The sequence below is a fragment of the Bdellovibrio bacteriovorus HD100 genome (assembly GCF_000196175.1).
Classification (GTDB): Bacteria; Bdellovibrionota; Bdellovibrionia; order Bdellovibrionales; family Bdellovibrionaceae; genus Bdellovibrio; species Bdellovibrio bacteriovorus.
Window position 1 is genome coordinate 1,805,097 of record NC_005363.1, and the last position, 25,809, is coordinate 1,830,905.

32 protein-coding genes and 2 tRNA genes are annotated in these 25,809 nt (G+C 49.5%); 20 read left to right on the forward strand and 14 right to left on the reverse strand.

Annotation, left to right across the window (positions count from 1 at the left end; translation table 11 throughout):
* Positions 1-50 precede the first annotated feature (50 nt).
* A complete protein-coding gene (locus BD_RS18245) occupies positions 51-197 on the reverse strand; it encodes a hypothetical protein (RefSeq protein WP_011164336.1) in 147 nt (48 codons plus the stop codon).
* Positions 198-262: 65 nt separating this feature from the next.
* Between BD_RS18245 and BD_RS08555 the strand changes: the two genes are divergently transcribed.
* The 3 genes from BD_RS08555 (at position 263) to BD_RS08565 (ending at position 1,284) form a co-directional block, all read left to right on the forward strand.
* Positions 263-338: transfer RNA gene (locus BD_RS08555), tRNA-Gly, on the forward strand.
* 128 nt (positions 339-466) lie between these two features.
* Complete coding sequence (locus tag BD_RS08560) at positions 467-775, forward strand: hypothetical protein (RefSeq protein ID WP_038449153.1); 309 nt, start codon at positions 467-469, stop codon at positions 773-775.
* A 29-nt stretch (positions 776-804) separates the two neighbouring features.
* Positions 805-1,284, forward strand: a complete 480-nt coding sequence (locus BD_RS08565; protein WP_011164339.1) for a VOC family protein — start codon at positions 805-807, stop codon at positions 1,282-1,284.
* A 46-nt stretch (positions 1,285-1,330) separates the two neighbouring features.
* Here BD_RS08565 and BD_RS08570 read toward each other — a convergent pair whose 3' ends face one another.
* Entirely contained in the window at positions 1,331-2,134 is an 804-nt protein-coding gene (locus tag BD_RS08570) for a TIGR02147 family protein (protein WP_011164340.1), read from the reverse strand.
* A gap of 186 nt (positions 2,135-2,320) precedes the next feature.
* On the opposite strand from BD_RS08570, the gene BD_RS08575 reads away from it, so the two are divergent.
* The 3 genes from BD_RS08575 to BD_RS08585 all read left to right on the forward strand — a co-directional run bounded on the left by BD_RS08575 (position 2,321) and on the right by BD_RS08585 (position 4,275).
* A complete protein-coding gene (locus BD_RS08575; RefSeq protein ID WP_011164341.1) occupies positions 2,321-2,578 on the forward strand; it encodes a hypothetical protein in 258 nt (85 codons plus the stop codon).
* Between the two features lie 38 nt (positions 2,579-2,616).
* Complete coding sequence (locus BD_RS08580) at positions 2,617-4,083, forward strand: anion permease (RefSeq protein ID WP_011164342.1); 1,467 nt, start codon at positions 2,617-2,619, stop codon at positions 4,081-4,083.
* Positions 4,084-4,188: 105 nt separating this feature from the next.
* A tRNA-Leu gene (locus tag BD_RS08585) sits at positions 4,189-4,275 on the forward strand.
* Between the two features lie 161 nt (positions 4,276-4,436).
* On the opposite strand, the gene BD_RS08590 is transcribed toward BD_RS08585, so the two are convergent.
* The 3 genes from BD_RS08590 to BD_RS08600 all read right to left on the reverse strand — a co-directional run bounded on the left by BD_RS08590 (position 4,437) and on the right by BD_RS08600 (position 7,907).
* Complete coding sequence (locus BD_RS08590) at positions 4,437-7,058, reverse strand: delta-60 repeat domain-containing protein (RefSeq protein ID WP_011164343.1); 2,622 nt, start codon at positions 7,056-7,058, stop codon at positions 4,437-4,439.
* A gap of 188 nt (positions 7,059-7,246) precedes the next feature.
* On the reverse strand, positions 7,247-7,663 hold the full coding sequence (locus tag BD_RS08595; RefSeq protein WP_011164344.1) for a hypothetical protein: 417 nt from the start codon (positions 7,661-7,663) through the stop codon (positions 7,247-7,249).
* Between the two features lie 61 nt (positions 7,664-7,724).
* Complete coding sequence (locus tag BD_RS08600) at positions 7,725-7,907, reverse strand: hypothetical protein (protein ID WP_144313820.1); 183 nt, start codon at positions 7,905-7,907, stop codon at positions 7,725-7,727.
* A 179-nt stretch (positions 7,908-8,086) separates the two neighbouring features.
* On the opposite strand from BD_RS08600, the gene BD_RS08605 reads away from it, so the two are divergent.
* From BD_RS08605 to BD_RS08620, 4 genes are all read left to right on the forward strand, one after another.
* Positions 8,087-9,622: a sigma-54-dependent Fis family transcriptional regulator gene (locus BD_RS08605; RefSeq protein WP_050792941.1), complete on the forward strand. Its 1,536-nt coding sequence runs from the start codon at positions 8,087-8,089 to the stop codon at positions 9,620-9,622.
* Between the two features lie 154 nt (positions 9,623-9,776).
* Positions 9,777-10,994, forward strand: a complete 1,218-nt coding sequence (locus BD_RS08610) for a hypothetical protein (RefSeq protein ID WP_011164347.1) — start codon at positions 9,777-9,779, stop codon at positions 10,992-10,994.
* 77 nt (positions 10,995-11,071) lie between these two features.
* Complete coding sequence (locus BD_RS08615) at positions 11,072-11,368, forward strand: hypothetical protein (protein WP_231839335.1); 297 nt, start codon at positions 11,072-11,074, stop codon at positions 11,366-11,368.
* A 121-nt stretch (positions 11,369-11,489) separates the two neighbouring features.
* Positions 11,490-11,957, forward strand: a complete 468-nt coding sequence (locus tag BD_RS08620; RefSeq protein ID WP_011164349.1) for a hypothetical protein — start codon at positions 11,490-11,492, stop codon at positions 11,955-11,957.
* Here the strand turns inward: BD_RS08620 and BD_RS08625 are convergent.
* The 5 genes from BD_RS08625 to BD_RS08645 form a co-directional block, all read right to left on the reverse strand.
* Positions 11,911-12,996 (reverse strand): hypothetical protein, encoded by a 1,086-nt coding sequence (locus BD_RS08625; protein ID WP_011164350.1) that lies wholly within the window; start codon positions 12,994-12,996, stop codon positions 11,911-11,913. The genes BD_RS08620 and BD_RS08625 overlap by 47 nt on opposite strands.
* Before the next feature lie 10 nt (positions 12,997-13,006).
* On the reverse strand, positions 13,007-13,810 hold the full coding sequence (locus BD_RS08630) for a DUF4423 domain-containing protein (protein ID WP_011164351.1): 804 nt from the start codon (positions 13,808-13,810) through the stop codon (positions 13,007-13,009).
* 108 nt (positions 13,811-13,918) lie between these two features.
* Positions 13,919-14,677 carry a S1 family peptidase gene (locus BD_RS08635; protein ID WP_041583530.1) on the reverse strand — a complete coding sequence of 253 codons (759 nt, stop codon included), beginning with the start codon at positions 14,675-14,677 and terminating at the stop codon, positions 13,919-13,921.
* Positions 14,678-14,786: 109 nt separating this feature from the next.
* Positions 14,787-15,917, reverse strand: a complete 1,131-nt coding sequence (locus BD_RS17970) for a sensor histidine kinase (protein ID WP_011164353.1) — start codon at positions 15,915-15,917, stop codon at positions 14,787-14,789.
* A 79-nt stretch (positions 15,918-15,996) separates the two neighbouring features.
* Entirely contained in the window at positions 15,997-16,437 is a 441-nt protein-coding gene (locus BD_RS08645) for a hypothetical protein (RefSeq protein ID WP_011164354.1), read from the reverse strand.
* A gap of 275 nt (positions 16,438-16,712) precedes the next feature.
* Between BD_RS08645 and BD_RS08650 the strand changes: the two genes are divergently transcribed.
* Positions 16,713-17,456, forward strand: coding sequence for a DUF4423 domain-containing protein (locus BD_RS08650; RefSeq protein ID WP_011164355.1), 744 nt, complete (start codon positions 16,713-16,715; stop codon positions 17,454-17,456).
* Between the two features lie 58 nt (positions 17,457-17,514).
* Positions 17,515-18,186 carry an SOS response-associated peptidase gene (locus BD_RS08655; RefSeq protein WP_080558999.1) on the forward strand — a complete coding sequence of 224 codons (672 nt, stop codon included), beginning with the start codon at positions 17,515-17,517 and terminating at the stop codon, positions 18,184-18,186.
* A 5-nt stretch (positions 18,187-18,191) separates the two neighbouring features.
* Here BD_RS08655 and BD_RS08660 read toward each other — a convergent pair whose 3' ends face one another.
* Complete coding sequence (locus BD_RS08660; protein ID WP_011164357.1) at positions 18,192-18,539, reverse strand: FKBP-type peptidyl-prolyl cis-trans isomerase; 348 nt, start codon at positions 18,537-18,539, stop codon at positions 18,192-18,194.
* 103 nt (positions 18,540-18,642) lie between these two features.
* Positions 18,643-19,119 carry a hypothetical protein gene (locus tag BD_RS08665; RefSeq protein ID WP_226988126.1) on the reverse strand — a complete coding sequence of 159 codons (477 nt, stop codon included), beginning with the start codon at positions 19,117-19,119 and terminating at the stop codon, positions 18,643-18,645.
* 148 nt (positions 19,120-19,267) lie between these two features.
* On the opposite strand from BD_RS08665, the gene BD_RS08670 reads away from it, so the two are divergent.
* From BD_RS08670 to BD_RS08700, 7 genes are all read left to right on the forward strand, one after another.
* Positions 19,268-20,017 (forward strand): hypothetical protein, encoded by a 750-nt coding sequence (locus tag BD_RS08670; RefSeq protein ID WP_011164359.1) that lies wholly within the window; start codon positions 19,268-19,270, stop codon positions 20,015-20,017.
* A 132-nt stretch (positions 20,018-20,149) separates the two neighbouring features.
* Positions 20,150-20,527: a hypothetical protein gene (locus BD_RS08675; RefSeq protein ID WP_011164360.1), complete on the forward strand. Its 378-nt coding sequence runs from the start codon at positions 20,150-20,152 to the stop codon at positions 20,525-20,527.
* Between the two features lie 416 nt (positions 20,528-20,943).
* Positions 20,944-21,135, forward strand: a complete 192-nt coding sequence (locus BD_RS08680; protein ID WP_011164361.1) for a hypothetical protein — start codon at positions 20,944-20,946, stop codon at positions 21,133-21,135.
* Between the two features lie 63 nt (positions 21,136-21,198).
* Positions 21,199-21,438, forward strand: a complete 240-nt coding sequence (locus tag BD_RS08685; protein ID WP_011164362.1) for a hypothetical protein — start codon at positions 21,199-21,201, stop codon at positions 21,436-21,438.
* Between the two features lie 55 nt (positions 21,439-21,493).
* Positions 21,494-21,802 carry a hypothetical protein gene (locus BD_RS08690; protein WP_011164363.1) on the forward strand — a complete coding sequence of 103 codons (309 nt, stop codon included), beginning with the start codon at positions 21,494-21,496 and terminating at the stop codon, positions 21,800-21,802.
* Between the two features lie 74 nt (positions 21,803-21,876).
* Positions 21,877-22,542: a hypothetical protein gene (locus BD_RS08695; protein WP_011164364.1), complete on the forward strand. Its 666-nt coding sequence runs from the start codon at positions 21,877-21,879 to the stop codon at positions 22,540-22,542.
* Complete coding sequence (locus BD_RS08700) at positions 22,543-23,805, forward strand: APC family permease (RefSeq protein WP_157865678.1); 1,263 nt, start codon at positions 22,543-22,545, stop codon at positions 23,803-23,805.
* An 8-nt stretch (positions 23,806-23,813) separates the two neighbouring features.
* Here the strand turns inward: BD_RS08700 and BD_RS08705 are convergent, their stop codons facing one another.
* The gene (locus tag BD_RS08705) at positions 23,814-24,185 is read right to left on the reverse strand and encodes a hypothetical protein (RefSeq protein ID WP_011164366.1); all 372 of its coding nucleotides are present in this window, start codon (positions 24,183-24,185) and stop codon (positions 23,814-23,816) included.
* A 165-nt stretch (positions 24,186-24,350) separates the two neighbouring features.
* On the opposite strand from BD_RS08705, the gene BD_RS08710 reads away from it, so the two are divergent.
* Positions 24,351-25,664 carry a TolC family protein gene (locus BD_RS08710; protein ID WP_011164368.1) on the forward strand — a complete coding sequence of 438 codons (1,314 nt, stop codon included), beginning with the start codon at positions 24,351-24,353 and terminating at the stop codon, positions 25,662-25,664.
* Here BD_RS08710 and BD_RS18170 read toward each other — a convergent pair.
* Positions 25,661-25,801 carry a hypothetical protein gene (locus BD_RS18170; RefSeq protein WP_011164369.1) on the reverse strand — a complete coding sequence of 47 codons (141 nt, stop codon included), beginning with the start codon at positions 25,799-25,801 and terminating at the stop codon, positions 25,661-25,663. The genes BD_RS08710 and BD_RS18170 overlap by 4 nt on opposite strands.
* Positions 25,802-25,809 lie beyond the last annotated feature (8 nt).

Sequence of the window (25,809 nt, forward strand, 5' to 3'; positions counted from 1 at the left end):
CGTCAGAGTCATCTTTTAAGCAGGCAACCTAGATGACGATTTCGACAGGTCTATTGAGGATTGCTCAACACTGGTGGTGGAGCCGGAGTCTTTTGTTTTTGATGCTGACCCCAAATATAGCCCGTAAAATAGGCAATGCAGCCTATGAGAGCAAAAATCATCCATTTTTTGATGCGACCAACCAATAAAGTTTTCATTTTTTTGATTTTTACCCGTTGACAATAGGGTCAGGCAACAGTAATTTTGTGTCTCTCGAAACGATGCGGGAGTAGCTCAGTTGATAGAGCGATGCCTTGCCAAGGCATAGGTCGCGGGTTTGAGCCCCGTCTCCCGCTCCAATTTTTCTTTAAATTGGAGTGACCGCATCCGAGACATTCAAAAAAAACTTTAAACCCCTGAAGAAAACTTCAGGGGTTTTTTTATTCCCAAAATCCCGTATTCTAAAAATCAACAAAGGAGCGTCCTGGTGGGGCTGTTGGAAATGATCTATGCAGTGATATTCAGTGTTGCGGTTGTGATCTATGTTGCATCCACTGTTCAGTATCGACGTCTGATGGGCGCAATGGAAAAGATCGCACAAAGATCCGGCCTGCGTCTGGAGGAGTCCCTGCAGGGGGTGAAAAGAGCTCGCGAGATTCACTCTGCCGTGGGGTCGGCTTCTTCCAAACAATTGCTGGATAAAATCGAAGCAATGATCCCGGCCTTCATGCTGCGTTTTCGCGTGGTCGTGGGGCTTGGGGTTGTCGGTTTGGTTCTGGTTCTATTTAAGATGTGAAAAATAAATCACGTATCAAGGAGAGTTCCATGACGGAGTTAGTAACTTGTGTTTGGTTCGATCACGGCGAGGCCAGCAAAGCCGCGGCTTTTTATGCAAAGACATTCCCGAATAGTGAAGTGGGGCGCGTAAATACAGCTCCCGGTGATTTTCCCGGCGGCAAGAAGGGCACGGAACTGACGGTGGAATTCACCGTGCTGGGCCGCAAGTTTGTGGGTCTGAATGGCGGCCCGGTTTTCAAGCCCAATGAGTCCGTCAGTTTTATGGTCATCACTGAAAGTCAGGAAGAGACCGATCGCTATTGGAACGCCATTCTGGAAAACGGCGGGATTGAAAGTGCCTGTGGATGGTGCAAGGATCGCTGGGGCTTTTCATGGCAGATCACGCCCCGGATTCTGCTGGAGCTGACAACGAGTTCTGACAGTGCAAAGGCCCAGCGGGCTTTCGAGTCCATGATGACAATGACCAAGATCGACATCGCCACTCTTGAGGCGGCTGTGCGAAAGTGAACCTTTAAGCTTGATAAAAAAAGGCGCAGTCTCCTGCGCCTTTTTTTTAGTGTGGTTGTACGTCGGTCATTTCAAAGAAGCTTGTTGAAAGTGCGAACAGAGAGTCTTTGTTTTCGCTGTTCTGAAGTTCCTGCATCACTTCCAGGCGGAACTGGCGAATTTTTCCAGCAATCTCTTTGGCCTTTTCGCGGCTGGTGGGAACCATGGTGCAGCCCATGTCCCAGCGGCGTTTGTTGTCAGCACTCATCGCCTCAGTGGCTTTGGTCTGCATCTGCATGAAATAGTTGCGGGCCGCCTCGGAAGATCCACCATAGCTGGAGGAATACTTGGCATCATTCGAAGTCCATTTTCCGTCAGCAGTCTTTTCAATCAGCTTCATGGCCTCAAGGCGCTCCAAAGCTTTTTCTGTGACATCGGTCAGAAGGCCCAGGCGCTGGGCAATATTTTGAATTGTCGGGTCAAAATCTTTCAATTTCAGGATTTGAGTGATGGCGGTATAGTACCAGTCAGAAATCACCGCAAATTGATCTTCACCAATTTTTTCAAAGACCTCTTCCCGGGCATTCACACGTTGTAACGCCATCTCGCGAAGCACGGCGCTGCGGGCGTGTTCAGACAAAGCCAGATCCACAAAGAATTCACGCTCGGAAGGGGATAAGTTCAGTTTTGTTGCAAGATTGACAGCGCGGCTTTCAGACAAGCCGACTTTTCCGTTTAAAATCTCAGACAGGCGAGAACAAGGAACTTCCAGATCACGAGAGAAAGCGCGAAGGGAGTAGGAGGGATTTTTGCGCTGGCGTCGTTCCAGTTCTTTCAGGATAAAGTCTCTGTAATGATGTTTTTTGGTCATGAGAGCTCCTCTTTAGTGAGGCTCTTTATATATATGAATTTTGCTGTGTCCACTAGGGGAGCGACTCTAGTTCTGCATTTTGTTCCAAAAGTTTCCACGAGATTCCGGTTTTGGAACCTGTCGTGAATCTAGACACTTAAGTAAGAATTGCATGGAGAGCTCGGTTGCGTGTTGAGGACGCTTTAAATGCGATACGAAGGTGCTTTCACATCGCAAGGGTGCCTTTTGAATTCATTGAAATCGACTGTTGCTGTTGCCGTGGTTTTGCTTTTGTCTTCGGTGGCTTTTGGTAAAGATTGCACAGTTTTGGTGTCGTCCCACTATCGCGATGAGCTTCGTGAAGTCATTCGCAGTGAACTTTCCGGTCAGGGTGTGACAGCGCTTTTTGCCGATGAGCTTCAGGTGCAATGTGGTGAAAAACTACTTCCTCTGAGGGGGGCTTAAAGCATATCCTGTTTGTAAATTCCAAACCGGGGATATGAATGAAGCTGCCTCATGTGAAGATTGTGCCGGCCGTTATCGCATTTTTTGTGACCTGTCTTTTTTGGTTCGTGATTTCCCCGCCGGAAGGGGTCGACCTCAACGCCTGGCGTTTGCTGGGGATCTTCGTCGGCACCATCACAGCTATCATTGGTAAAGCGCTTCCTATCGGTGGTGCTGCCATGATCGGGATCCTGCTGGTGGGTATCACTCAAGTGACCAGTCCCGGAAACCCGGGTAAAGCCATGGGCGATGCACTCAGTGGGTATTCAAACACTCTGATCTGGCTGATTGGTATTTCGTTCTTTATTTCCCGCGCTTTCATTAAGACCGGCCTGGGTTCCCGCGTGGCTTATTACTTTGTTCGCGCCATTGGGAAAAAGACTCTGGGGATCAGCTATGGGCTGTCTTTTGCCGAGTTGGTGCTGTCGCCAGTCATGCCAAGCAACACCGCTCGCGGCGGTGGCGTGCTTTACCCAATCAATCGCTCCATCTCAGAATCCATGGGATCACGTCCGGATGAGGCGACAAGGTTGAAGGTCGGCGCCTTCCTGACTTTGGTGGCCTATCAGATCAACGTGATCACGTCTGCGATGTTCATCACGGCGACCGCGCCCAATCCTTTGGTGACGGCGGGGATTCGTGACATTGCCAAGATCGATGTGTCGTGGGCGCAGTGGGCGATGGCGGCCTTTGTTCCGGGCTTGCTGGCGATTCTGATCATCCCGTGGGTGTTGTTTAAGCTTTATCCTCCTCAGATCAAAGAAACTCCGGATGCTGCTGGTTATGCCAATAAAAAATTGCAGGAACTGGGGCCGCTCAGACTGGATGAAAAGATACTGATTGGCGTCTTCTTCCTGCTGCTGTTTATCTGGGCTGGGGGCCCTGAGTTGTTGTCGTCAGATCCGCTGTTTAAGGTGGATGCAACCGCTGGAGCGTTTGTGGGGCTTGGGGTGCTTCTGTTTAGCGGGGTCCTGACTTGGGATGACCTGCTGAAAGAAAAAGGCGCCTGGGACACGGTGACTTGGTTCTCGTCCCTGGTGATGTTGGCGACGTTCCTGAACAAGTTGGGCGTGGTGGCCTGGTTCTCTAAAACTGTCGAATCCTCGATCGCGCACTGGGGCCTGGGGTGGATGGAGGCGGCCGCTATTTTGGTTCTGCTTTATGTGTTCATCCATTACTTCTTTGCCAGCAACACGGCTCATATTTCGGCGCTGTTTGCTTCGTTCTTTGGGGTCGGGGTGGCCTTGGGGGCTCCGCCATTGATGTTTGGTCTGTTTCTGGGCTTTGCTTCCTCGTTGTGTGCCTCTTTAACTCACTACGGGACGGGGTCGGCTCCAGTGCTGTTTGGGTCTGGGTATGTGACAATGGGAGAGTGGTGGAAGTGGGGCTTTGTGGTGACACTTCTTAATCTGCTGATTTTCGCTGGTGGTTGTGCTGTTTGGTGGAAGGTTTTGGGGTATTGGTGAGTCTAAAAGCCTAAAACTTGGGCAACTTGCAAATCCTTTTATGACCTTCTGCGAAAACTGTTTTCAAAGCGGGGGAAAGCGTACAAGATGGTTCTTCATTCCAGCGCGCGGGTGGTGGAATTGGTAGACACGCAGGTCTCAGAAGCCTGTGGGAGAAATCCTGTGGGGGTTCAAGTCCCCCCTCGCGCACCAAACAAAATAAGCCGACTTTGTCGGCTTTTTTTTGTTTTATCTGTCTGCACTCCAGCTTTGCTGGAGTAGGTTCTGAAGTTTCCCGCCTTCGATGTTTGTTTTGGGGTTTGTCGTTTGCTGCCGACGGCAGAAAACTCCGTATGAGTCCTCTCCTGCGATCATTATTTAAATATCGACAGTGAGGTTTCTGTTTTGCTAGGACTCCAATCGTTTTTTATGCAGTGGAGTCCGTGAACACTTGAGAAAGAGCAATTATTAAAATAAACGGGATTCGGCACCTCGGTCACAAATGTGGTCGATACTGGTGCTGAAGTGATATTTATTTTGCTGAAGGACATTAAGAAGTTCTCGTCTTCAGTTTCCGTGTAGTTAGCAGCAATAATGTTCTTACGGACTTCGTCGTAATAGAAATCGGCACTATGCCAGATTCTGTCTGTCAGATTTCCACCCGGGTGCACAAGGCCATCTTCTCCAAAACTCGTGTCCACCGCGCCTGTGTTCGTAAGCTTCACTAAAGCACTCACCCCAAAGTCTTCGTTTTGTTCATAGACCGAAACATAAAGATCGCCATTGAACAGATGCATTTTGTTGATCTCAACGAATTCTGTAAATTGTCCGGAAAATTCAGTTTCTGCAAGAGCTCCAGTTGAATTGAAGTCTGTGTCCGGAGAGAGGTCTAAATTATACCGTCGTATGATCATGGTCTCGCTTCCCGGTGCGTCGCCACTCATAAGGTAAACCTTGTTATGGATATCATCCACTATGATCGTGGGCTCGTTACTGCGCCCATTGTCCGCGGGGGCAAGGATCTTAATCGTATTTGATGTTTGGGGATCTTCCCAGGGCGCTCCGGTCTGCGAGTGGACTTTCCAAAGGGCGGTATGAGGTTCTCCGTTAGCAATATCAAAGATATATGCTGTCACATAGAGATGTAGATCAGGTCCCATCGCCATTTGACCGTTTCTGGTTGAGGTCTCGAAGTCCTCGTCCCAGGGCAATTCCATGATGCCTCCGACGCCAAAGTTCGAATCCGGACTGCCATCAAGTGAGTACTTGAAGATTCTGAGATTTAATTCGTAAGAATTGCTGTCAAAGTACTCAGCCAACAAATAGATTCCATCACTGATGATCATCTTTGCGGCGAGAACTCTTTTGACAACGAAGAATCCTGAGTCACCAAAATTAGTGTCTGAGTTTCCATTGGGAAGTGTTTTATGAATTACCAAAATGGGGCCGTCATTGCCGGTCTGTGCAGAATAAACGGCATAAAATGCGCCATCGTGGAATTGTGAGTGCGTTGGCTCCAAGTTGACTATTTGCAGATACTTTTCAGAGTTTTCTTTGAATCCGTTCTCTCCATAGGTGTTGTCCATGGTTCCTGAGGTTAAAAGCTTTGCAGAAACCAGATTGCCTTTTTGGCTCGTCGATGCATCTCTGATGACGAAATTATTGAAAACTGTAATGGATTCGTCACTGTTGAAGACGGCAGCACGGGGATAGTCCCAGGCATCTCTTTCGAAATCTATAAATGCGATTCCGGCGATTCCGTAAGATGCGTCAAGGCTTCCATTGGGTAAAAGCTTGGCGATAAAGGTGTAATTTGAATCGGCGGCATCCAGAGAGGTGCCGTGGATGAATATGTTTCCTGCAGAGTCGATAGCCAATATTCTCACATAGTCGGCTCCACCGCCAAATCCCGCGACGTCTTTTAACCTTTGTACGCCGTCGCCGTCAAAAGTGTTATCTAATGTGCCATTAAGATTGTATCGCAAGATAACTCCATCCAGATCTGGGAAATTGGGGCCTTCGCCTGCGATATAAATTTTATTGTCGTGAATTTTGATGTCGTGGAACGTGTCCCAGGCCTGGGCGGGGCTGTCATAGCGTACAAGGCCTGAATTACCCCAGGTACCGTCTATGGCACCCGTAGCTAGAACTTTATAGATTACGCCAGAGTATCCCGAAATGTCGCCATAGATCTGCCCGGTGATATAGAGTGAACTATCAGGAGCAATAGAGGCGGCACTCAAATGCATATCCCGAAAATTCTCCCCAACGACAACAGGAGGATTGAAAATCAGTCGGCCATTGTTAGCGTAGTTGGTGTCAAACGTACCGTCTTCTTTAATTTTAAAGATATACCCTAGGTATCCAGTGCCATTAAAGTTGCCGGGACCTATTATGAAGTATCCTGAGGCATCTGCCAGAATTCCTCTGACATAGATCGGCTCGGTTAGCTCAAAAACGAAAAGTCCGCTGTTGCCAAAAGTGAGGTCAAGGCTTCCAGATGAACTAAATCTGGCTATCGCAATGGCGTAGTTACGTCCGTTGGCATTCCAGTCACCTTCCAGACTCCAGCCCACAAGAATGTTTTGATTGGAATCCTCACTGACATAGATCGCATTGAATCCGTTGTATGTTGGAACGGTTGGTAGCGAGATGAGACCATTGTTACCAAACGCCGTGTTGACACTGCCGTCAGGGCGAATTCGCATCACGACGGGGCCACTATTCACTACAGCAGCGACAATTCTGTCGCCCGAGGCACTCAGGATGGCGCGTTCCACGGATTCAGTGGCGTCGAATTCATAACTCCAGTTTATTGCACTGGTTTTTGATAGTTGTCCTAAAAAGTTGCTTCCGGAGGGAGCGGAGGGGGCTTCGGCAGAACCTGTTAAATCGGTAAAGCTCGCGCTGAGAGTGCAGCCAGCAAAAACGAAGACTGTTACAAAAAATAACAGAAAAGCACGCAAATAGGTGTGCAAAGTTCCAGATACGTCCATGCTTGCTTTTCGGCTTTTTATTCGGCTTTCATTATTTATTAAGGATTTATTGAGTTTTTCTCATTGTACTGTCTCAGGTTGGGACGGAGGGGTTTGTGTACCTTTGGAGGCAAGTTTCTGGGTCGCAGAACATGACCCAGAAACTTGCTGAGGACCAAAACAATTTAATCAATTAGACCGGCGCGGACTTATTTTTTCTCGATGGCTAAGACCAATCCTAAGATTCTGCTTTCGTCGTTATAGCGAAGGATGATGTTCGACTTTGGAGACGAGAATTCATTCAGTAGATCTCCCATGGACATACCCAGGCGAAGAGCGCTTTCTTTGGTCAGGACTATTTTGCCTTTTTCAGTGACGACGACGATCGCAGGGGAAGCATTTATCAGATCCCCTGACTTGTTGTAAAAGTCGGCGTTGCTAACCAGCGTGGCGCTTTTGACTTTTCCGTTCAAATACCCAGAATTAGGTTTCTTTGCCTGCTCCAGACAAAAAACATCCGAAACGGAGGGTTCGCAATTAAACCCCAGATCCATGACCTTCACCGTAGAGGCCAGGGATGTAGAAGAAATAGCCAATAGACAAAAAGCGGCAATCGACGCTCTCATAAGACAACCTTTGTTTTAATTTAAACTCAATCAGTCGTCTAAAGTGCATGAACCGTGCTCATTACTTGGCCTCAAGAGCGGTCAGAAACTGCTTCTGTTTTTTGTAGGCTTTGAACAGTTCATAGTACTGCTTCAGCTTTCTTTCCTTGATGCTTTGTACGGTTTCTTCGTGGGCTTCCTGCCACAGGAATCTTAGTTCACGGTCCATGCGATCAAGTTGTTGGGGAACGTTGTCTTTGTTCATATTTAATCCTTTTGTTTGTTTCCAAAGTTTCATGAACTTAAGTTGCGAATCCCGGGCCTAAGCGTAAGGGCTTGAAAACTTTTAGGTCTTAAAATGGAACGCCCACAATCGGTGGCTTAAATGTGGAAAGTGTTGTTGGCAGCCTACTTTGGTTGGCAGGATCTGCCGATAACAAGAACATGTCAAAATCACATGAGCTTCTTAAGTTTATAGGGGACTCCGCGCAAATTTTCTTTGAACAACAGGCAGGGGAAAGTCTCATTTCGCGAATTTTGGATCTGTGTATTCAGGCCACCGGCGCCGATCGCGGGACGATCTTCTTTGACTCGCAAATAAACCTGGAACAGCACTTCAAATACCTGAATAGTTATATTGCCACCGGCATCCGCAATCAGACGATCGTGATCAACACAGATCAGGGTATTGCCGGGAAGGTGTTCCGTACGCGCAAAAGTTATTTCTCAAACTGTGTGGCCCAGGACAAGGATTTCTATCTTGGCGTCGACAGCAAGACCGGATATCAGACGGAAAAAGTTCTGGCGGTTCCGTTGCACTGGAAAGACGGGAAAGTCATCGGTGTGATCGAGGTTCTGAATAAGGCCGATGGTGACTTTGATGAAACCGACCAGCACGCCTTGGAAGCTTTATCCATGCTGGCGGCGGTGGCTTTTGAAAACTATGAAGTCCATCAGAAGAACGAAGAATCCGAATCGGCCATTGAACACCGCAAGAACATCTGGCGCAAAAGTATTTCTTCTGTCAGCTTGCACTCCAAAGCTCCCGAATTGCAAAAGATCTATGATCACATCGGGGACTTCGGTAAGTCGGACTCAAATATCCTGATCACCGGGGAAAGTGGTGTCGGTAAAGAGGTGATCGCAAGACTTGCGCATCACCATTCCAGTCGTCGGGACGGACCTTTTATCGCCATCAACTGCGCGGCGATCCCAGAGTCCCTGTTTGAGGCCGAACTTTTTGGTGTGGTCAAAGGGGCGGCGACGGGGACCGTGGCTCGCCAGGGGCAGATTGAGCTGGCGCACCGGGGAACTTTGTTCCTGGATGAAATCGGCGAAATGCCGGTGGAGATGCAGGCCAAGCTCTTGCGGGTTTTGCAGGAAAGAAAAGTGCAAAGGCTTGGTTCCACTGAGTCACCGAAGGCTGTGGACTTCCGTTTGATCTGCGCGACCAACAAACATATTGAAGCGCAAATTCAGCAGGAAAAATTCCGCGAGGATCTTTTCTATCGTATCAATGTGGTGAATCTGCAGATCCCGTCGTTGCGTGATCGCAAAGGCGATATTCCAGAGCTGGCTCAGGCCATTTTGGAACAGCTTCATAACAAGCGTGGTTGGAAGCTCAAAAGAATCAGTCCCGAAGCATTGGACCGCTTGATTGACTATCACTGGCCCGGAAACATCCGGGAGCTGGAAAATAAAATTGAAAGTGCCTGCCTGTCTGCGGGGGATCGCGCGGTTTTGTTGCCGGATGATTTCCAGTTTAAAGCCCGACCACAGTTAAGTGTGGTGCCGGACGCCCAAGAAGATTCACTGAAGCGGTTTGAGAATTTAAGCTTGCGTGAGGCCCGCGAGGCCTTCGAAGCTGAGTTTGTTCAGCGGGCTATTCAGGGTTCATTGGGAAATAAATCTGAAGCGGCCCGCCGCCTGGGTGTTTCCCGTGAAGGTCTCAGAAAGATACTTATTAAGAAACCCGCCTAGATTCCACCGGCAGTTGGCGCCAACCTGGCAACCACGGTGGGCGTCTTGATTTAAGATTGTAGTGAAATTGTGGACTTAGCCGTTGGCCGGATCCTTGCCTTAAGGAAAGTAGCGCAGACGAAATTGCGTGAAACTTTAAACAAGGAGAGAGTTCGTGTTATTCAATAAAGAAATCAGAAAAGTCCTGTCCGTAGCAGTTCTGTTCCACGTCGCAACCCTGGTGGCCTGCCAAGGTAAAGTCGATGAAGTCGTTGAATCCCCATCCATCACAGTTTCTTCGGACAAGCCCTCCACAGTTGTTGGCGCGGTCCAGGGAGTGATTGTTGAGGTCGGTAACGGTCTGGTCAGTGACGGGTCATCTCAAAGTGTGCAAGGTAAAATTCAAGCGCAGAATGTAAATGCCTTGTGTAACGAGCACGCCATGCCTTTGGATGAACAAGGTGGCTATATGGACAGTCAGGGGCCGGATTATCCTTCGCGTTTGTTTTACTGTAAACTTGCGCAAAACAGCGGATCTCCGGACTCCATTCCGGGTTCGTTCCAGCAGATCAAAGCCATTTCCTGTATGCTTGAAAAAGTGGGCATCGTTTACGACGATCAGGAACGTCAGGTCAGTGTGACTCCGGACACCTCCTGCTTCACGGCGCAGCAGCTGGAGAATATGCAGATCCAGGCCATGACTATCTCTGTGCGGGCTTCAAAGCCGGCCTTCTTTAATACCTACTATGACTCTGGGATTTCCATGACGATTCCGGGAATGGGTTTTTATCGAGTCGCAGCGAAGCTCAGTGGTACTAAGATGGAGTTCTTGACTCATGAAGATCAGACTTCTGTTCAACCGGATAAAACCGGGACTTTTGCTGCCAGCTTTGATTTGCTGACAGGTGAGTTGAAGTACGAAAGTCGCGGCGACCGTTTCCAGTGTACGGAACAAGGTGGTAATTGCGGTTGGTCCCGTCACGAGCGTTTGTTGGCTCAGGTGGGTATGACCAATGGTGAAATCACGTCTGTGTCTAAAATCGAAGCCATTGCCGGTGAAATCTATGGTGACGGCAACTGGTACTCGGCCCGCGTTTCCACGATCAAGGGCAGTCTTGCAAATGGTTTGAAGGCCCGTTATTTCATGGTGAACTCCAACACCAGTGCAGATCTGGGGGATGCGACGAAGTACTCTGAAGTTGTGAACAACCGTTGCTACACTCATTCTTCAGATCAGGCGGATTGCAGCGCGAATCCAGGTATTGAATTGCCACAGGAGGCCAGTTTCAAATTCAACCTGCATCCAAGCACGCAGTACACTTCGACTCAAGCCTGGGTTTCCCAGCTGACGGGCTTAAGCTTCACGGGTGTTAATTTCAATGATGTTCAGTAATTTACATTCCAAAGGGGGCTTCGGCCCCCTTTTTCTGGTCTTTTGGGTTCTTGGAAGGAGCTGATAGCATGGAGTCTATGAAAAATTCATTGATGCAGTTTTTTGTCTTTTGCAGTTTGCTTTCAGGATGTGGTCTTAAGGTGATCAATCCCGCCGATCAAAATCCCAACAAGGGAACTCTGGCTCTGGATATGTCTGGCGATGGACCCAAGCTGGTGGAAACATTCACGTGCAAACTGGTTTCGCAAGGCAGCCGATTCTTTGGCTTTGGCAAGAGCGAAGAAGAGGCCCGCAAGGATGCCATGGGCAAGTGTCAAGGCCGGACACTTTTGTCTTTCTGTGAGAAGGAAAAGATCACCTGCGAAAAGAACTAAAAGTGTTGCAGGCCGCTTAGTTTGCAACGACATTATTACCTGAACCTGCCGAATGGCAGGTTTTTTCTTTATTCGGGTCTGAAACGTGGTTATTCCTCCATTCACATTCTTGGAGGAAACTATGCGTGTTCTTGTATTGCCTTTCATCGCTTTGTTTGCTTTTGCGGCCCAGGCCCAGACAATGTCTTTGGATGCCCCTGAATATGCCAAGCACTTTTGTGTAAAGCAGGGCGATGTGCAGAATCTTGTGGTACCCTCTGTTCGCGCCGTCATCAGAAAGGCCTACACCACCCAAGTCCTTCTGGATGTGCTGGACGCGGATTGCAAAGGCCACAAAGTGATGCCAAAGTCCTCCAATCGTTTTTCCAAACCTTCTTTGATGGACTTCAGTGAGGTGCGCGCGATCGCAGCATCACCTCGTATCTTCCGGGCCAATGAGTTCTCTTATCAGGTAGTTTTGGAGTTCTATTCCGACGTTCTGGCCATGGGCGAGCGCAACTTTCTTTTGAAGCTGTACGCTCACGATGGCAGTGTTTATCAGATTACTGTGACGACCCGTGATGGGGGAACATTTCTTCAGGCTTACTAGGTACGGGGCCGCTGTACTCCGGGCTTTCAATAATCCCGGTGTGCAGTTGACCATCGGGGCAGAAGGTCACAGCCCCATTCAGATTGGACAGCAAGACTGTTTTGCCGTTCAGGATGAACGGGGTTTTGCTTTTTACAGAGCCTGACATAAGGTTTCCGTTGGGGTGGAACTTTAAAAGGAGCGTTCGTGACAAGGGGCCATCGTGGGATATCGGCAGGGACTGGCCATTGAAGGTGAAGACATAGTTGTCGACACTTGTATACAGGAAGGACTCAATCTTTCCATTGGGGTGGAAGTTCACATATTTGCCTTTGATATTCTGACCGTGCAGTTCGCCGCTCCAGACCATCGCCGTTTTTAGATTTCCATCTTCATGGTATTGAGCCGCTTCCAGTCCCACGGCATATCCGTGATAGTCGACGTGTTTCAGACCGGCCGTACGCACCAGATCCAGCATCATGCGGCTGTCGAAATTCTTCATCAGACTGGAACTGACCACCTGATTGAAATAGCGCACGCCCGGGGACGAGGTAAATCCTGACTCTATAGCTTCGCGATAAATCAGCTCATGCAGAATCAGTCCGGCTTTGTCAGCTTCGCTGAGTCTTTCAAAAAGACGCACATCAATCACATAGCGCTGGTCACCCGGCATGATCAAGGCGGTGGGACGCTGGATGGCGATTTGTTGAATATTGCACACCTCCGGGATGATCACCACACCGGAGTCCCGGATCGGCAGGAATTTGCCGATAAAGAACCACTGGGTTTCAGCATCAAAGGTGTGGAACCACTTTTTGTACATCTTGGCTCGGGTCGGGTTTACGTTTTCCAGGCGATGCAGGACGTAGTAAACCTTTTGCTGGAAGCTCATCGAATCATTGCCAAGATCCAGGGCAATGCCTCGTTGTTCTTCGGCTTCATAGTAGTCCAGCAGGCGCAGTGAATCCCCGCAGGAGATCACATTACCTCCATTGCCGACCCAGTCGCCGCCAGCCACGGACATCAAAGAATAAAAAAGAAGATGAATCAATGCCGCCATGATGAAACTCCTATTTTGCTTTCGGGGGAAGAAGAGGGAAACACTGCAGGTTCACGCGATAAAGCTCGCCCTTTCTGGATTGTTCGTCCAGTTCGAACACATCATCGCGAAATTTCAAAGTCAGTTTCTTAAGTTTTTTATAGCGCTTGTCATCCAGAGCCACAGTAAGAAAGGAGTAGTCCCGTTCCTGTACCGGCACCCGCGCAATCATCTGTCTGGCAAGCTCCAGAGAGTTCAAGTGCGCCTGCTGCAGCGAGCGGGAGGGGATGTCGTGCGGCGAATACAGGTTTTTGTGAGTGCGTTCCCACACGGGGCCCTTTCGGGTGATGACCTGAAGGTCTTGCAGTGTTTGCAGACACGCGTTCACGCGCTCTGCCGGGATTCCGGTTTTATTGGCAATCCATGTCGTGTTGCTTTTGAAGTCTGCCAGCCGAAACACCGCCAGAATCACAAAGTGCTCCCATTCGTCAAAGAGCACGGCATACTGGCTGGGATCCAGTTTGAACGAGGATTCGGCGGGTGGTTTGTTGACCCCGAGACTTAAGAGAAACTGTTCCTGATCTTTGGGGGTCAGCGAAAGTTTTTGCATGACTTTCGCAGCTTCCTGCAGCGGAACCAGGCGTTTTCCTTTGATGATTGAGGACAGGGTGCCGGGATTCATCTCCAGAAACTGCGCATAGGAGCGCAGGGAATAGCGTTTGTTTCTGGTTCTCTTGGCCAGAAACTGCTCCTGAAGTTTGAGTGCAAAATAAGGCAGATTCTCAAGTCCCGACATAAGGGTCGCAGAACTAACAGCCTCTTTAAGTTCGATCAAGATTACATTGGAACTCGGTCCAAATCACCATAGCTTTGGAATTATTTGCCACTCACTATTGAAAAGATGATGTGAAACTCAATATTTCGCAAATGTAAGGAACTAAGTTCAGCGAGGGAGGATGCTTTCAATCCATGGTTTTAAAGTGGCTGTGCTCAGGTAAAGCCCGCGATAAAAGCACGGGTCTATGTCAGGTTGATTTTTTGGGAATTGCACCAAAGAGGCAATTCCCACTTGAAGCCATTCGTTTTCACCGCCAATGAAAGCGGGCCCTCCGGAGTCTCCTGAGCAGATTCCTCCGGTTGTGGATTGGTCCACAGTGAAAGTGAGCTGATCCGAAGAGATTTCGTAGATGGACAGTCGGGACTTTCTTAAGGTGCCCATCTTGCCAAGGCTATTGTTGATTCCTTTGTGTAATCCAAAACCGACGGCCAGGACTTCGGTAAAATCCAAGGTTTGATCGGGAATTTTGGTGATTTTCACTTCCGTCGGCAATGCGTCTTCCAGAAGCAAGATTGCAGCATCCAAAGTGGGATGAAAAAGAACTTCCTTAACATAATGTTTCGAGGTCTTTGTTTCATCTTTATAGACCACCGTGCGTGTAATATCGAAGATGTTCATGCAGTGGGCCGCAGTTAAAACGGCCAGATGATTCAGGGCTGTCCCTGAGCATTTGAAGAGACTGACGCCTGTGTCGGTATTGCGAATAGTTTTGATCTGCACGAGATGTCTGTACAGCCCTTCGGTGCTGGCTACGGCTTCACCGTCTATAATGGCGCTTTCAGTAGAAGGGAGGGCGCGACTGGGGGTCGGTCTTTGGCAGCCCAGGACGACTAGGCAGACTGCAATTAAAACGATGTGATTCATAAGATCCCCTTTTTTTTCTTGAGGGGACATTACTGCAAACAATTTCTAATTTGAACGCCAAGTCGGCAAGTGTGCAAATTTTATTGGTCGTACAGGTTGTGCGTCCGATTTACCCGCCGAGAGTGAAGGTGAAAGTGGAGCCCATTCCTGGCGTCGAATCCGCCCGGATTTTGCCATGGTGTAGTTCTACGATTCTTTTGCAGGTGGCAAGTCCGATGCCGGAGCCCTGATACTCTGAAGGTGCGTGAAGTTTTTTGTAAAGATCAAATATTTCTTCCTTTTTGGCGGGATCGAAGCCAATCCCGTTGTCTTTGACGATGAATTCCCAGTTTCTTCCAGTGAAGTTGGCACTGATTCTGATGTCCGGTGGTTTGGGGCTTCGAAATTTCAGCGCATTAGCAATCAAGTTTTGAAACAGTTGTGTAACCAGCGGAGCATCACAGAGCAGGACCGGCAGCGGTTCTATTGTGATGCGGGCCTCAGTCGCCTCGATCTGGTCATGAAGGTTCTCGACGGCCGCTTTGGCCAGCTGATCTACGGGAATGGATTCAAACACGCGTTCTGACGACCCGAGACGGGCGTACTCAAGCATGGTATCAATCAGGGTGTTCATGCGATGGGCGGCGGCGCTGACTCGACTGAGCATTTGCCCCCCTTCCGGGCCCAGTTTTTCTTGGAATTCCTCGTCCTGAAGGGAATCCACAAAACCAATGATAGTCGCAAGAGGGGACTTTAGATCGTGAGCCGCGACAGCCGCAAAGTGGGTCAAAGCGACATTGCTGGATTCTGCGCTGGAGAGGGCATTGTTCATTTCTGCATTTTGTGCCAGTACAAACTCTTTGGCGGCGGCGGTGATGGCGGCGTCGATAGCCTGATCCAGCAGGGTGCGATCTTCGTGGGACAGTTGACCTGTGCTGAGCAGAACTTCCACGACCACCTCCCGCAAAACACTGAACTCCTTCAGCAGAGCGGCAAGATGGTAACCTTGCTGAGCGGCTCGCTCTTTATCCTGCTGGTGGGCGAGATGGGCGGCCTCCTTCGCTGCAATCGAGGGGTCTTTGCGGGCCAAGACGGCACTAAGGTGGTCCACGAAGTTTCCAAGCGACTGCTGCAGGATGGGGGCTGTTGTTGAGTCAGGAGCAGAAGAATCTGCCCAAACCCGGGCCGTCCATATTTTTTCGATGGATTGTTTGTTTTGTCGAAGCAGTTCAGCCGAGGATGCAGAGTGCGGCTCAATCATGGGCTCACCTATAGGCCAGATGTTTCCCTGAATAATCCGCTATTTTCCGAAGATTCCCAATGTGTTTGTTGGCATTGAGTTAGGGGCTTTCTGGGTGGCAGTCCTTGAAGCTCAGGTTGTGGTTTCGGGTTCCTGACTGATAGTAAGAGTTGACGATGTAGTAGCCATCTTTTTTCTCTTGATCATAGCGGAAGTCCACGGTCAGGTAGTCAAAGCCGTGAGCTTCTTTGTCCAGCTGGCAGGTGGTCAGAATCTGATGGATGCCTTTGAATTCAAAAACACTCTGGTCGCATCTGTCGGTTTTTGGATGGATGGTGATCCCGCCAGTCAGATTTTCTCCTTGCAGCTCCTCCGATTTGAAGATGTTGCCGCTTTCATCATAGATATCATGGCGGAGTTTCTGAAAATCTTCTGATAAAACGACTTTTTCGTTGTCCCAGTTTTCGGAAGTGCAGACGATGTTTGCGGCCCCGGTTGCAGGGCTCGCGGCTATTATCAATGCAAACAGTGTTATTTTCATGGGACCCGCCTATTTTGAAACGTGCCTCTATCGTTGTAGGGCGTGTGTTGAGAGTCAATGCTGAGATCTGGCGAGTGACATGGTGTCATGGGATATTACCAGCAATTTGCAATAAAAACTGTTTCTGCGTTTGATGTGAACATGTACTGTTCCGTGAATATCGTTGAATGAAAGTATTGTTCCCTGACCGGGAGGCGAGGAACTAAACGATCACATAAGACTTGCAACTGGTGCCAAAAAAGTTAAAAAAATCTCAAGGTATTTTTTGGAGTTGTATGTCGAATCCGTTCGGTAATTTTTTGAAAAGCAAGCTCGATGAAATTCAAAAACGAAATCCACGTTTTTCTTTCCGTTCCCTGGCAAAAAAAGTGGCGATATCTCCAGGATGTCTGAACGAACTTATGCATGGCAAAAGACCTTTGAGTGAGTTTTATGCCAGTAAAATTGTTCTGGGCCTGGAGCTGGGAGTGGAAGAGCGAAATCAGGTTTATGCAATGATAGCCACCCGTTCCCGTAAATTTGGAGTGCAGAAGCGCCTGACAGAGCAGCAGTTGGAGTTGATCTCCAGCTGGGAGCACTTTGCGATTTTAAACCTGATGCGTATTCGCCAGTTTCAATCCAATGAAAAATGGATCAGTCAACGGCTGGCCATCCCTCTGGAGAAAGTGCAGCACAGTCTGGATCTGTTGATGAATCTGGGATTTATCAAAATGCAAGGGACCACATTCGTGCGCACCGTGGCCAGTCTGGGGACGACGTCAGACATTCCCAGCCATGCGCTGGTGCAGGCGCACGTTTCAGATATGCAAAAAGCCATTGAGGTGCTCAAAGTCACCACGCCGGATCGCCGGGACTATTCTGCGATCACCATGGCTTTTAATCCTGACAAGATGACCGAAGTCAAAGCTCTGATTAAAAAATTTCGTCAGCGTCTTTCCCTGCTGGCGGAAGAAGGCGAGCCTTCGGAAGTCTATAATCTGAACATTCAGTTCTTTCCGTTGACCGTTCCTGTTCGCTAACCTGCGCTTGACTTGATGTTGGTGTCTTTTGGTGTCAGAATCATGTTCGAGGTGGGTGATGTGCGCCAGGTATGGATCTGCGGATGAATTCAATTTGTTGATACGGACTTATCATCTGAAGTTGCCAGAGGTGATGGTTCTGCCTCAGGAAATCATTTATCCCCACACTCCGGCCCCGGTCATAGTGAAAGGCCGGGAGGGGATGGGGGTAAGGATGATGAATTACTCCCTGATACCCTCGTGGTCTGACGTGCGAAAACCCAAATTTGCCACTTATAATGCCCGCATTGAAGAAGTCCTGAACAAGCCCTCCTGGCGTGAGCCATTCAAAAGCCGCCACTGCCTGGTGCCGGTGAAATTCTTTATTGAGTCTGTCTATGAAGGTCCCTACGCCGGTCATAATATTGCCATTGCCGCCAAAGATCAGCATCTGCTCAGTGCGGCTGGTATCTGGGATTCTTGGACGGATCGAAGAACCGGAGAAGTGGTCGAGTCTGTGGCCATACTGACGGGCCCTCCTCCAGAGGATGTGTTGGCTGCCGGCCATGACCGCTGTCCCATTTTTCTGGCTGACGCTCATTGGGAGGAGTGGCTTTCCGCGCACAAGACCGCTCAGCAATCCGTGGACTTTTTAAAGAACACCCGCGAAGTGATAGAGTTTTCTTTCACAGAGCGGGAGGTCCTGAAGAATCACTCCCGTCAGATGTCTCTGTTTGAGGATGGCGAGTAAAACGCTTATTCGCGCGGACGGGCCTCGATCAGCTCGACATGAAAAATAAGATTGGAATGGGGCTTGATGAATTTTCCGATCTGACGTTCGCCATAGGCCAGGTGGGCTGGCACATAGATGGTGCGTTTACCACCTTCTTTCATACCCAGAAATCCGAGGCTCCAGCCGGCGATGACTTTCTTGGAACCCACGACAAATTCAAAAGGACGTCCATGATCATAGCTGGAGTCAAACTTGGTTCCGTCCTCCAGAAATCCTTCATAGTGGCAAAACACCAGGGCGCCTTTGCTGGCGGTCTGGCCGGTTCCAATAACGGTGTCAGTGATTTTTACTTCAGGCAGTTCCGATGTCATGGGGGACATCCTACGAAAAGTGCGGGTCCGGGGCAATCGTGAAAATAAAAAAAGGCGCTGACTTTTCAGCCAGCGCCCAGCATAAGACCTTGTTTAAAAAGTCCTATTTGCAGGTTTCGATGTATTTGTTTACGGAAGAAACCGGACGCTCACGTCTCCAGTCAGCCTGCTCGTATTTGTACTGAGTGTAAGAAGTGGAGTACATGGTGTCTTTCATGACAGAGCTCACGCAGCGTGGGTAAGCAGAGTCATTGCGGTTCCATTTTTGGCAAACTTCTTTTTTGGTGAAAGCAGAAACAATTTTGGTCGTCGCAGGAACGGTAACCATTTTGCGGCCGACACATACTTTTTTAGGACGAGTGGAGTCAGAGTAGTCTGTTTTTACAGAGTCGCAAGTTTCAACAGTGTGCTGAGCCACGAAGATTTTGAAAGAATCCTTGTTTGCATTCAGGCAGATTTGCTGAGCTGTAACATAGCCACGAGCTGGGATGTAGGGGTTGGAAGAGCTGTTGTAAACGATTTCAGTGGCAGCAGTAGCCAAAGTCGGCAACATCATAAGCATAGCGATCATCAGTTTCATAAAAACTCCTTTTGTTTTGATGTCGAGATGTTTGACATAGATAAATTTCCCAGACAAGCCGTGCTCCATGAAAACCTTTCACTGCCCTTGTGAACGTTCACTAAACCTGTGAACGGTTGGTGGGACCTTGAGGTATAAGGGTCCCACGATGAACAAGTCTGATATTCTGAACTACAAGGATTATCGCGCCTTTCTGGCGGACTATAACAGCTGGCGCAGTGAAAACCGCGCAGGCTGGAGTCTGTCCGTGTGGACTCGTCATCTGGGTCTTTCCTATCCGTCCGCTCTGTCGATGATTCTGAATCGCAAGCGCCATATCGGCGACAAGCTGCTGGAAACCATGTGCCAGTACTTTGAGTTCACCGAGCTTGAAAAGAATCACTTCGCCAATCTGGTAAAGTACGAAAAATCCATCGAAAGCAGCACACTTCGTATCATGGTCCTGAATCATCTCGACGGGGATAAGAAAAACTCTCTCGCCCGCTATATCGTGCGCGAAGGTCTTCGTATGCCTCGCTTTGAGGACGCCGAAAGTCTGGCCGAGTTGCTGGGGCCGATTCTGGGGATGAAGACTTCGGAGGTTCTGGCTTTGGAGCCCGGTGTTCCGGAAAAGCCCGATCCCAAGTCTATGCACCAGGAAGTTCTGGGTCTGCTGGAACGATCCTTTGATTTGGTTCCCAAAGAGTCCCGCCAGTATTCGACCAACTTCATCCGCATGGAACGTTCGCGCCTGCCAGAGGCTATTGCACGCCTGCGGGCCTTCCAGCGCGAGTTCATCGCAGAGTTTGACTCGGAGGCGGGGGAGTCCCTGGTGTGCTTCCAGAACGCCGTTTTTGCAATGCTGAAAGAGTCTGCTCCGGGCGAAGAGACTTTGCCTTCTTCCAAGAAACTGACCTGATCGTTCCGCGAATTTCCGCCTATATTGCGCTTTTCAGAGCTGCGGCATCTATTGAGCCGGGCATCTATTGTTCGTATAGTTTTTGGCGTGAATAGAGAATTGGAAATTTTAACGAAAGGTTTTCCTGTGAAAATGCTTCTGACTGCTTTTGTTTCTTTGTTGTCTTTGTCTGTGACGGCGCAAGCCGCTGTTATGCAGGTGGACTGTGTTGGTGGTGACACCCAGATTACTGCCAACCTGATTGTTGAAGGTCGCAAGGTGACAGGTTTTGTGGCTGCGGCAGGTGCCGGCGTTGAAGCTTTCCAGGCAGATGCCCATGGCTCCTACATCTTCTACAAAGCGGGTGAGTACTACACAGATTTCGATCTTGAGATCATCGAGTTCTGGGGCATTTCCGGTGATCAGTCTGTAGGCTACAAGTCCTACACCGATAAAAACGGCAAATTTGTTCAAACTGTTCTTGTGAATAAAAAAGCCGTTAATGCCCAGTGCATGATCGGTAAGCAATAGTCCTTCGAATGCAAGGATGACTTTAATTAAGGCGTGGGGGACCCCTCTGCGCCTTTTTTATTGGTTTTCAGTCATGCAAAACACGCATATCTGGATTCCGACTATGCAGTCGCTAGGCGAGGCCCTTTTTGTTATCTTGCTTTCAAGAAGCAATTACAAAAAAAGGAGGCTTCCATGATGGGATTTATTGAATCTCTAAAAGTGAAACTGTTCGGACCATCCGTACTAGAATGCCTGGCACATTTAGACTAGGCCCACTTTGGCCGTAGACTGTGGCCGTGAACAAGCCCGCTAAAAACAGCGGGCTTTTTTATTTTCTGGATACTGGACCTTTGATATCGCTGCTTTTGTACACCGGTCCAGCACCATCTGACTCTCCGGGGCTTATCATAGGGTAGGTTTAAAGGGAGGTCTTTATGGCAACCAATAAAAACTTTAACGAAAGAAACGCGGAAAAAACCGGCAGCACAAAACAGCCTGCCAGCAAACCCGCAGAACGAACCGAAAGAACTGAAAGAACACAACAGCCTTCCCATAAAGAAGGCGATAACAGAAGTTCCCGCTCAACCACAGAAAGATACTCACGCGATGAGGAATCGGAAGAGTAGTGACTTTTAGTTTAAGGCAATAGAGAGGCACCCATAGCCTCTCTTTTGTTGTGGAGGTGTCTTATGAAAGAAGCAATGTCTGTGGCGCCAGCATCGCGCCGCCTGCCTCTGACCGCACTGTTGGGTATTTTTGGCGGAGCTGCGCTGGGGTATTATGCCTATCGCAAATACAAACCCTCGGGCCGGCAAGAGCAAGAGCATCCTCATGAAGAGCACGAGGTCGACACTTCTTCCGAGGATTCATTTCCGGCCAGTGATCCGCCATCGTGGAACAGTGGGCATGCGACCCGCTGGGAGGATTAGAGGGCTTGCGTCTTTTACGGTGAGATGAGAAGCTTTTGCTTTTGGAGGCGTTCTTATGCGGATCCGGCAAGTGGGTTTTTCATCACGTCTGAAGGCTCATCGCAAACTTCTGACTCTGGAAACTTTGAAATTTATTGTCGAGTTCTTCAAGGACCGCGATGCCCGGATGGCGGCGTTGCGGTCGGGTGTGCCTGAAAGCTACGCCTCCCGGCAGGGGCAGTGGCTTAAAAAGCATCCCATCGTACTTGCTGCGATGGAGGCGGATCTGGATGAACGTGACATGCTGAAGCTGGAAAAAGCCCTGGCAGAGATCGACCGCCAGATGGAAATCTGCAAAGAGATTCTGGGCCTGCAGGACTTTTAGTTGTTATTGTATTTTCCCCGACAGGCTACCGCCTGATTATAATGTCACTAAACTGAGGGCAAAAGAGGTGACCTATGGCGCACGGCTTTTTCTTTTCAACGACCCTCGGTGTTCTTCTTTTCAGTTTGCAACTTTTCGCCGCCACTCCCAAGGAAGCAGAGCTGGTTCTGGATCAGGCTCATCAAAAGATGATTCTGCTGGTAGAGGGCCTGTTTAATTCCGGGCAGATAACAGAGATCGACAAGCTGCTTCTGGTTTCGGATTTGAATGGCTATAAGACTGCTTACAAAACCTATTCCAGCGCAGCGGCGCAGGCTCACACCTATCTGAAAAACAAAAAACAGCGCGAGGACCATTACGCCAATAAGATTCTGTACATTGCCTCTAGGCTGGAGAATCTGGCTGCGAATCCCGCCGGAAATATCACAGACGTCACCGAAGAGGTGACTGACTTTGTGCCAGCGGACAGCAAGTGTGGCGTGCCGGTGGATCTTCCCTGCGTGGCCCACGAAGTGGAGCTGCGCATGGACACGATCTATTTGAATATCAACAAGCGGAATTCCAAGGTGCGGGCCAAATTTAAAAGTGTTGCAGATCGTGGATTGCATGCCGCTGAACTTTATGCGCGCATACTGGCTTCGCTGCGCACTGATGGCGGGGCTATGTATCCAACCGAGTATATCTACGGTAAAGACCGTCTGGTCATGAGCGTGAAGCAGGAAATTGAAGAGGGTTACTAGGTGAAAAGAACTCTGGGACTTGTGATGTTGGTTTTTTATGCCACGGGCATGATCCTTGGGGCGGGGGTGTATTCGGTGATCGGTAAGGCTGCCGGGGTAGCTCAAGAGGGATTGTGGCTGAGTTTTATTTTGGCGGCGCTGGCGGCTGTGTTGACGGCTCTGTCCTATGCTGAACTTGCGACACTTTTTCCCAAGGCGGGGGCGGAATATGTTTATATGAAAGAGATCTTTCCGCAAAGAAAGATCCTTTCTTTTCTTTGTGGTTGTCTGATGATCTTTGCCGCTATCATCACGGCTTCGACGGTGTCGCTGTCATTTGCCGCTTATACTCAGGACTTTTTCAAGGCCCCGGAAATGCTGGTCGCCATAGTCTTGCTGGGTTTTTTCACTCTGGTGAACATCTGGGGGGTGCGCGAATCCGGATGGGTGAACATTGTGTTCACCCTGGTTGAGCTATCGGGGCTGGTGATATTTATTTTTGTCGGTTTACGGCAGCCCGATTTCGGCAAAGTCCTGTCAGTTCCAGTTTCCTGGGGCGTGGTGACCGGAGCGTCTTTGATTTTTTTTGCTTACCTGGGGTTCGAGAGCATGGTGAATCTGGCTGAAGAGGCAAAAAAGCCTGATAAGAACATTCCCCGCGCGATTTTGCTCAGTCTTTCGCTGACCACGGTCGTCTATGTGGCGGTCAGTCTGGCGGCGCTGGCGATGATGAGCCCCGGGGATTTGCAAAAGTCGGATGCTGTCTTAAGTGCAGCCCTGCAAAAACATTCTCCAGAGGCGGCAAGGGCCTTGGCGGGGATTGCGTTGTTTGCCACAGCCAACACGGTGATGATCGCCTTGCTGGGGGCCAGTCGAATCAGTCTGGGGATGGCGCGGGGAAGGGATTTGCCGAAGGTTTTTTCCAAAATATTACCCCAACGGCAAAGTCCGTGGCTTTCTTCGTTGTTGGTTTTTTTGCTGGCATTGTTGTTCTTGCCATTAAAGAAAATCGAAGTGCTTGCCAGTGTTTCTTCGTTTGTGACGATCGTGGTTTTTATCATCATCAACGGAGCGGTGGTGTATCTGCGCCGGAAAGAGCCTCAGCGAAAGCGCCCTTTTCGGGTGCCAGGGGCCGTGGCTGGATGGCCGGTGCTTCCCATACTGGCGGCAGGTATGGCGTTATTCTTTTTGTTTAACTTTGAAGAGCAGGTGTACTACGTCGGGGTGGGGATTGTGATCTTTGTGCTTGTGGTTTATCAGGCGCTGCATTTTCGCCGCGCCTGAAGGGGGCCTTACTTGGCTTTTTCTTTTTTGCAGGTTGGATAAATCGCCTGGCCTGACCAAGTTCCATCTTTGCAGGTTAAAGTGTCAGAAATGCAGATTTCATCTGCTGGTACAGAAGGCTTAAGCCAGCCGGTGGCTTTTCCGCCGTCAGGAATCGTACCCAGTGGAGTGTCGCAGCTTCGTTTTTCGCTGATCACGGGGGCTGATTTTGAAGGTGACGCTTCAATGGCTGTGGGCGCCGCGCCCTCATACAAGCGTGTACCGCCGCCAGGAGGCGGTGAGGCTTTTGGCAGCTCTGTTTCAGATGCAGACGGGGCCTTGGGTTGGCTGGAGCAGCCGGCAACTAGAATCATTGTGGCAATCATGATGAGTGTTTTCATATTCTTAGTGTGCTTTCAATCATGGCAAATTAACAAGTTCCAATTTGTGTTTTCACGTTGTTCGCAGGTCCAAAGTTTGAGTCCGGCGCAGATGTTTGCGTGCGAGCTGACAAAGGGATTTCTTGGCTCTTGGTCTTCACTGGAAAATGACTTGTACTCAAGGGCATGCGCCATAGGTACTTTTTTAAAGCCCTTGTTATATTTTTGTTGGGAGTCCCGGTCCGGACTCAGGCTGCGGGACTCTATCTGCAGGATGCTGTGAATGAAGCCCTTTTAAATTCACCCAAAGTGCAAAAATCCGAATCTCAGTTCCGCGAATCCAGCTGGAAAAAGACCGAGTCCTATTCTGGCTTTTTGCCGACACTCTCGGCTCAGGCCAGTTACCTCTTTGACAAGAAATATGCGCTGATCGATGTGAATATGAACGGGGTCCCTTTGGAAATCCCCCAGGTGGTCCCGACCACGAATCTCTATTTGACTGCGCAGTGGTCCGTCTTTGATGGGTTTGCCAGCACCAACCGCTATCTCAGTGCCGAGGCGTTTCAGGAGTCGGCAAAAAATGAATTTGACTGGGTCCGCTTTCAGATCCAGCGCGAAGTGACGATGCTTTTCTATAAGGCTCTGGCTGCCAAAGAACTGCAAACCGTGGCCGAGCAGAACGTGCGGGCTTTGGAGGATCATTTGAAAGATGTGCGCCTGTTTAAGAAAGTGGGCTCATCCACCGACTATGATGTTTTGCGCGTTGAAGTTCAGATGAGTGAGGCGCAGTCCGAACTTTTGCATGCCACAGACAATGTTGAACTTTCCCGGGGACGCCTGAGTGAAGCTTTGGGCCGGGAGCAGGATGTCGCATGGGTGGAGGGCACTTTGCCGCGCTTAAGTCCGGAGTTGGTGGCGAAGCTGGATAAGGCCACGCTTGAAGACCGCAAAGACTTGCAGGCTTTGCGCCAGCGCGCCGAGGGCTTTAAGTACCAGGAAGATTCAGCGGAAAAGTTCTGGGTTCCGCGCATTGCTCTGATGGGGCAATACCAGTACTACAACAACCGCGATGAACGTTTTGATGACTATGACCAGTTTCGGGATGCCTATCAGGTTGGTGTGACTTTGAACTGGAATCTGTTTGATGGAATGACCTCGATTTCACGTTCAAAGCAGAGTATCGAGCAGAAGTATCAGGCTGAAAAGACCCTTCGTCAGGCGCAGTTAAAAAGCCAGCGGGATTTTGCTATGTGGAAGAAGCGGTTTCTGTATTTCTGTAAAGTGTATGAAGCCCGGCTGAATGACGTTTCCAAATCAGAGGAAAGTGTCCGTCTGGCGCGGGAAGGGCGCAAGGCGGGGGCCCGAACCAACACGGATGTGCTGGATGCAGAGGCGGAACTTTATCGGGCCCGGGCGGGGGCGGTGAATGCCCAGGTGGGCGCCATTGAGGCGATCGTCAGCCTGGAGCTTAGTACCGGTCAGCAACTGGTGAATTTTTAGCGAATGGCAGAAATAATTGTGGCGCTGGCGAATTGGATCGGGCTTTGCGGCTTACCGGAAGACAGCTTCACCCAGCTGCATAGAAGCAAAGCCAGGAAAATGAAGAACCAGTTACTTGGGGTTAGCTGCAAAAGCATATAAGTCC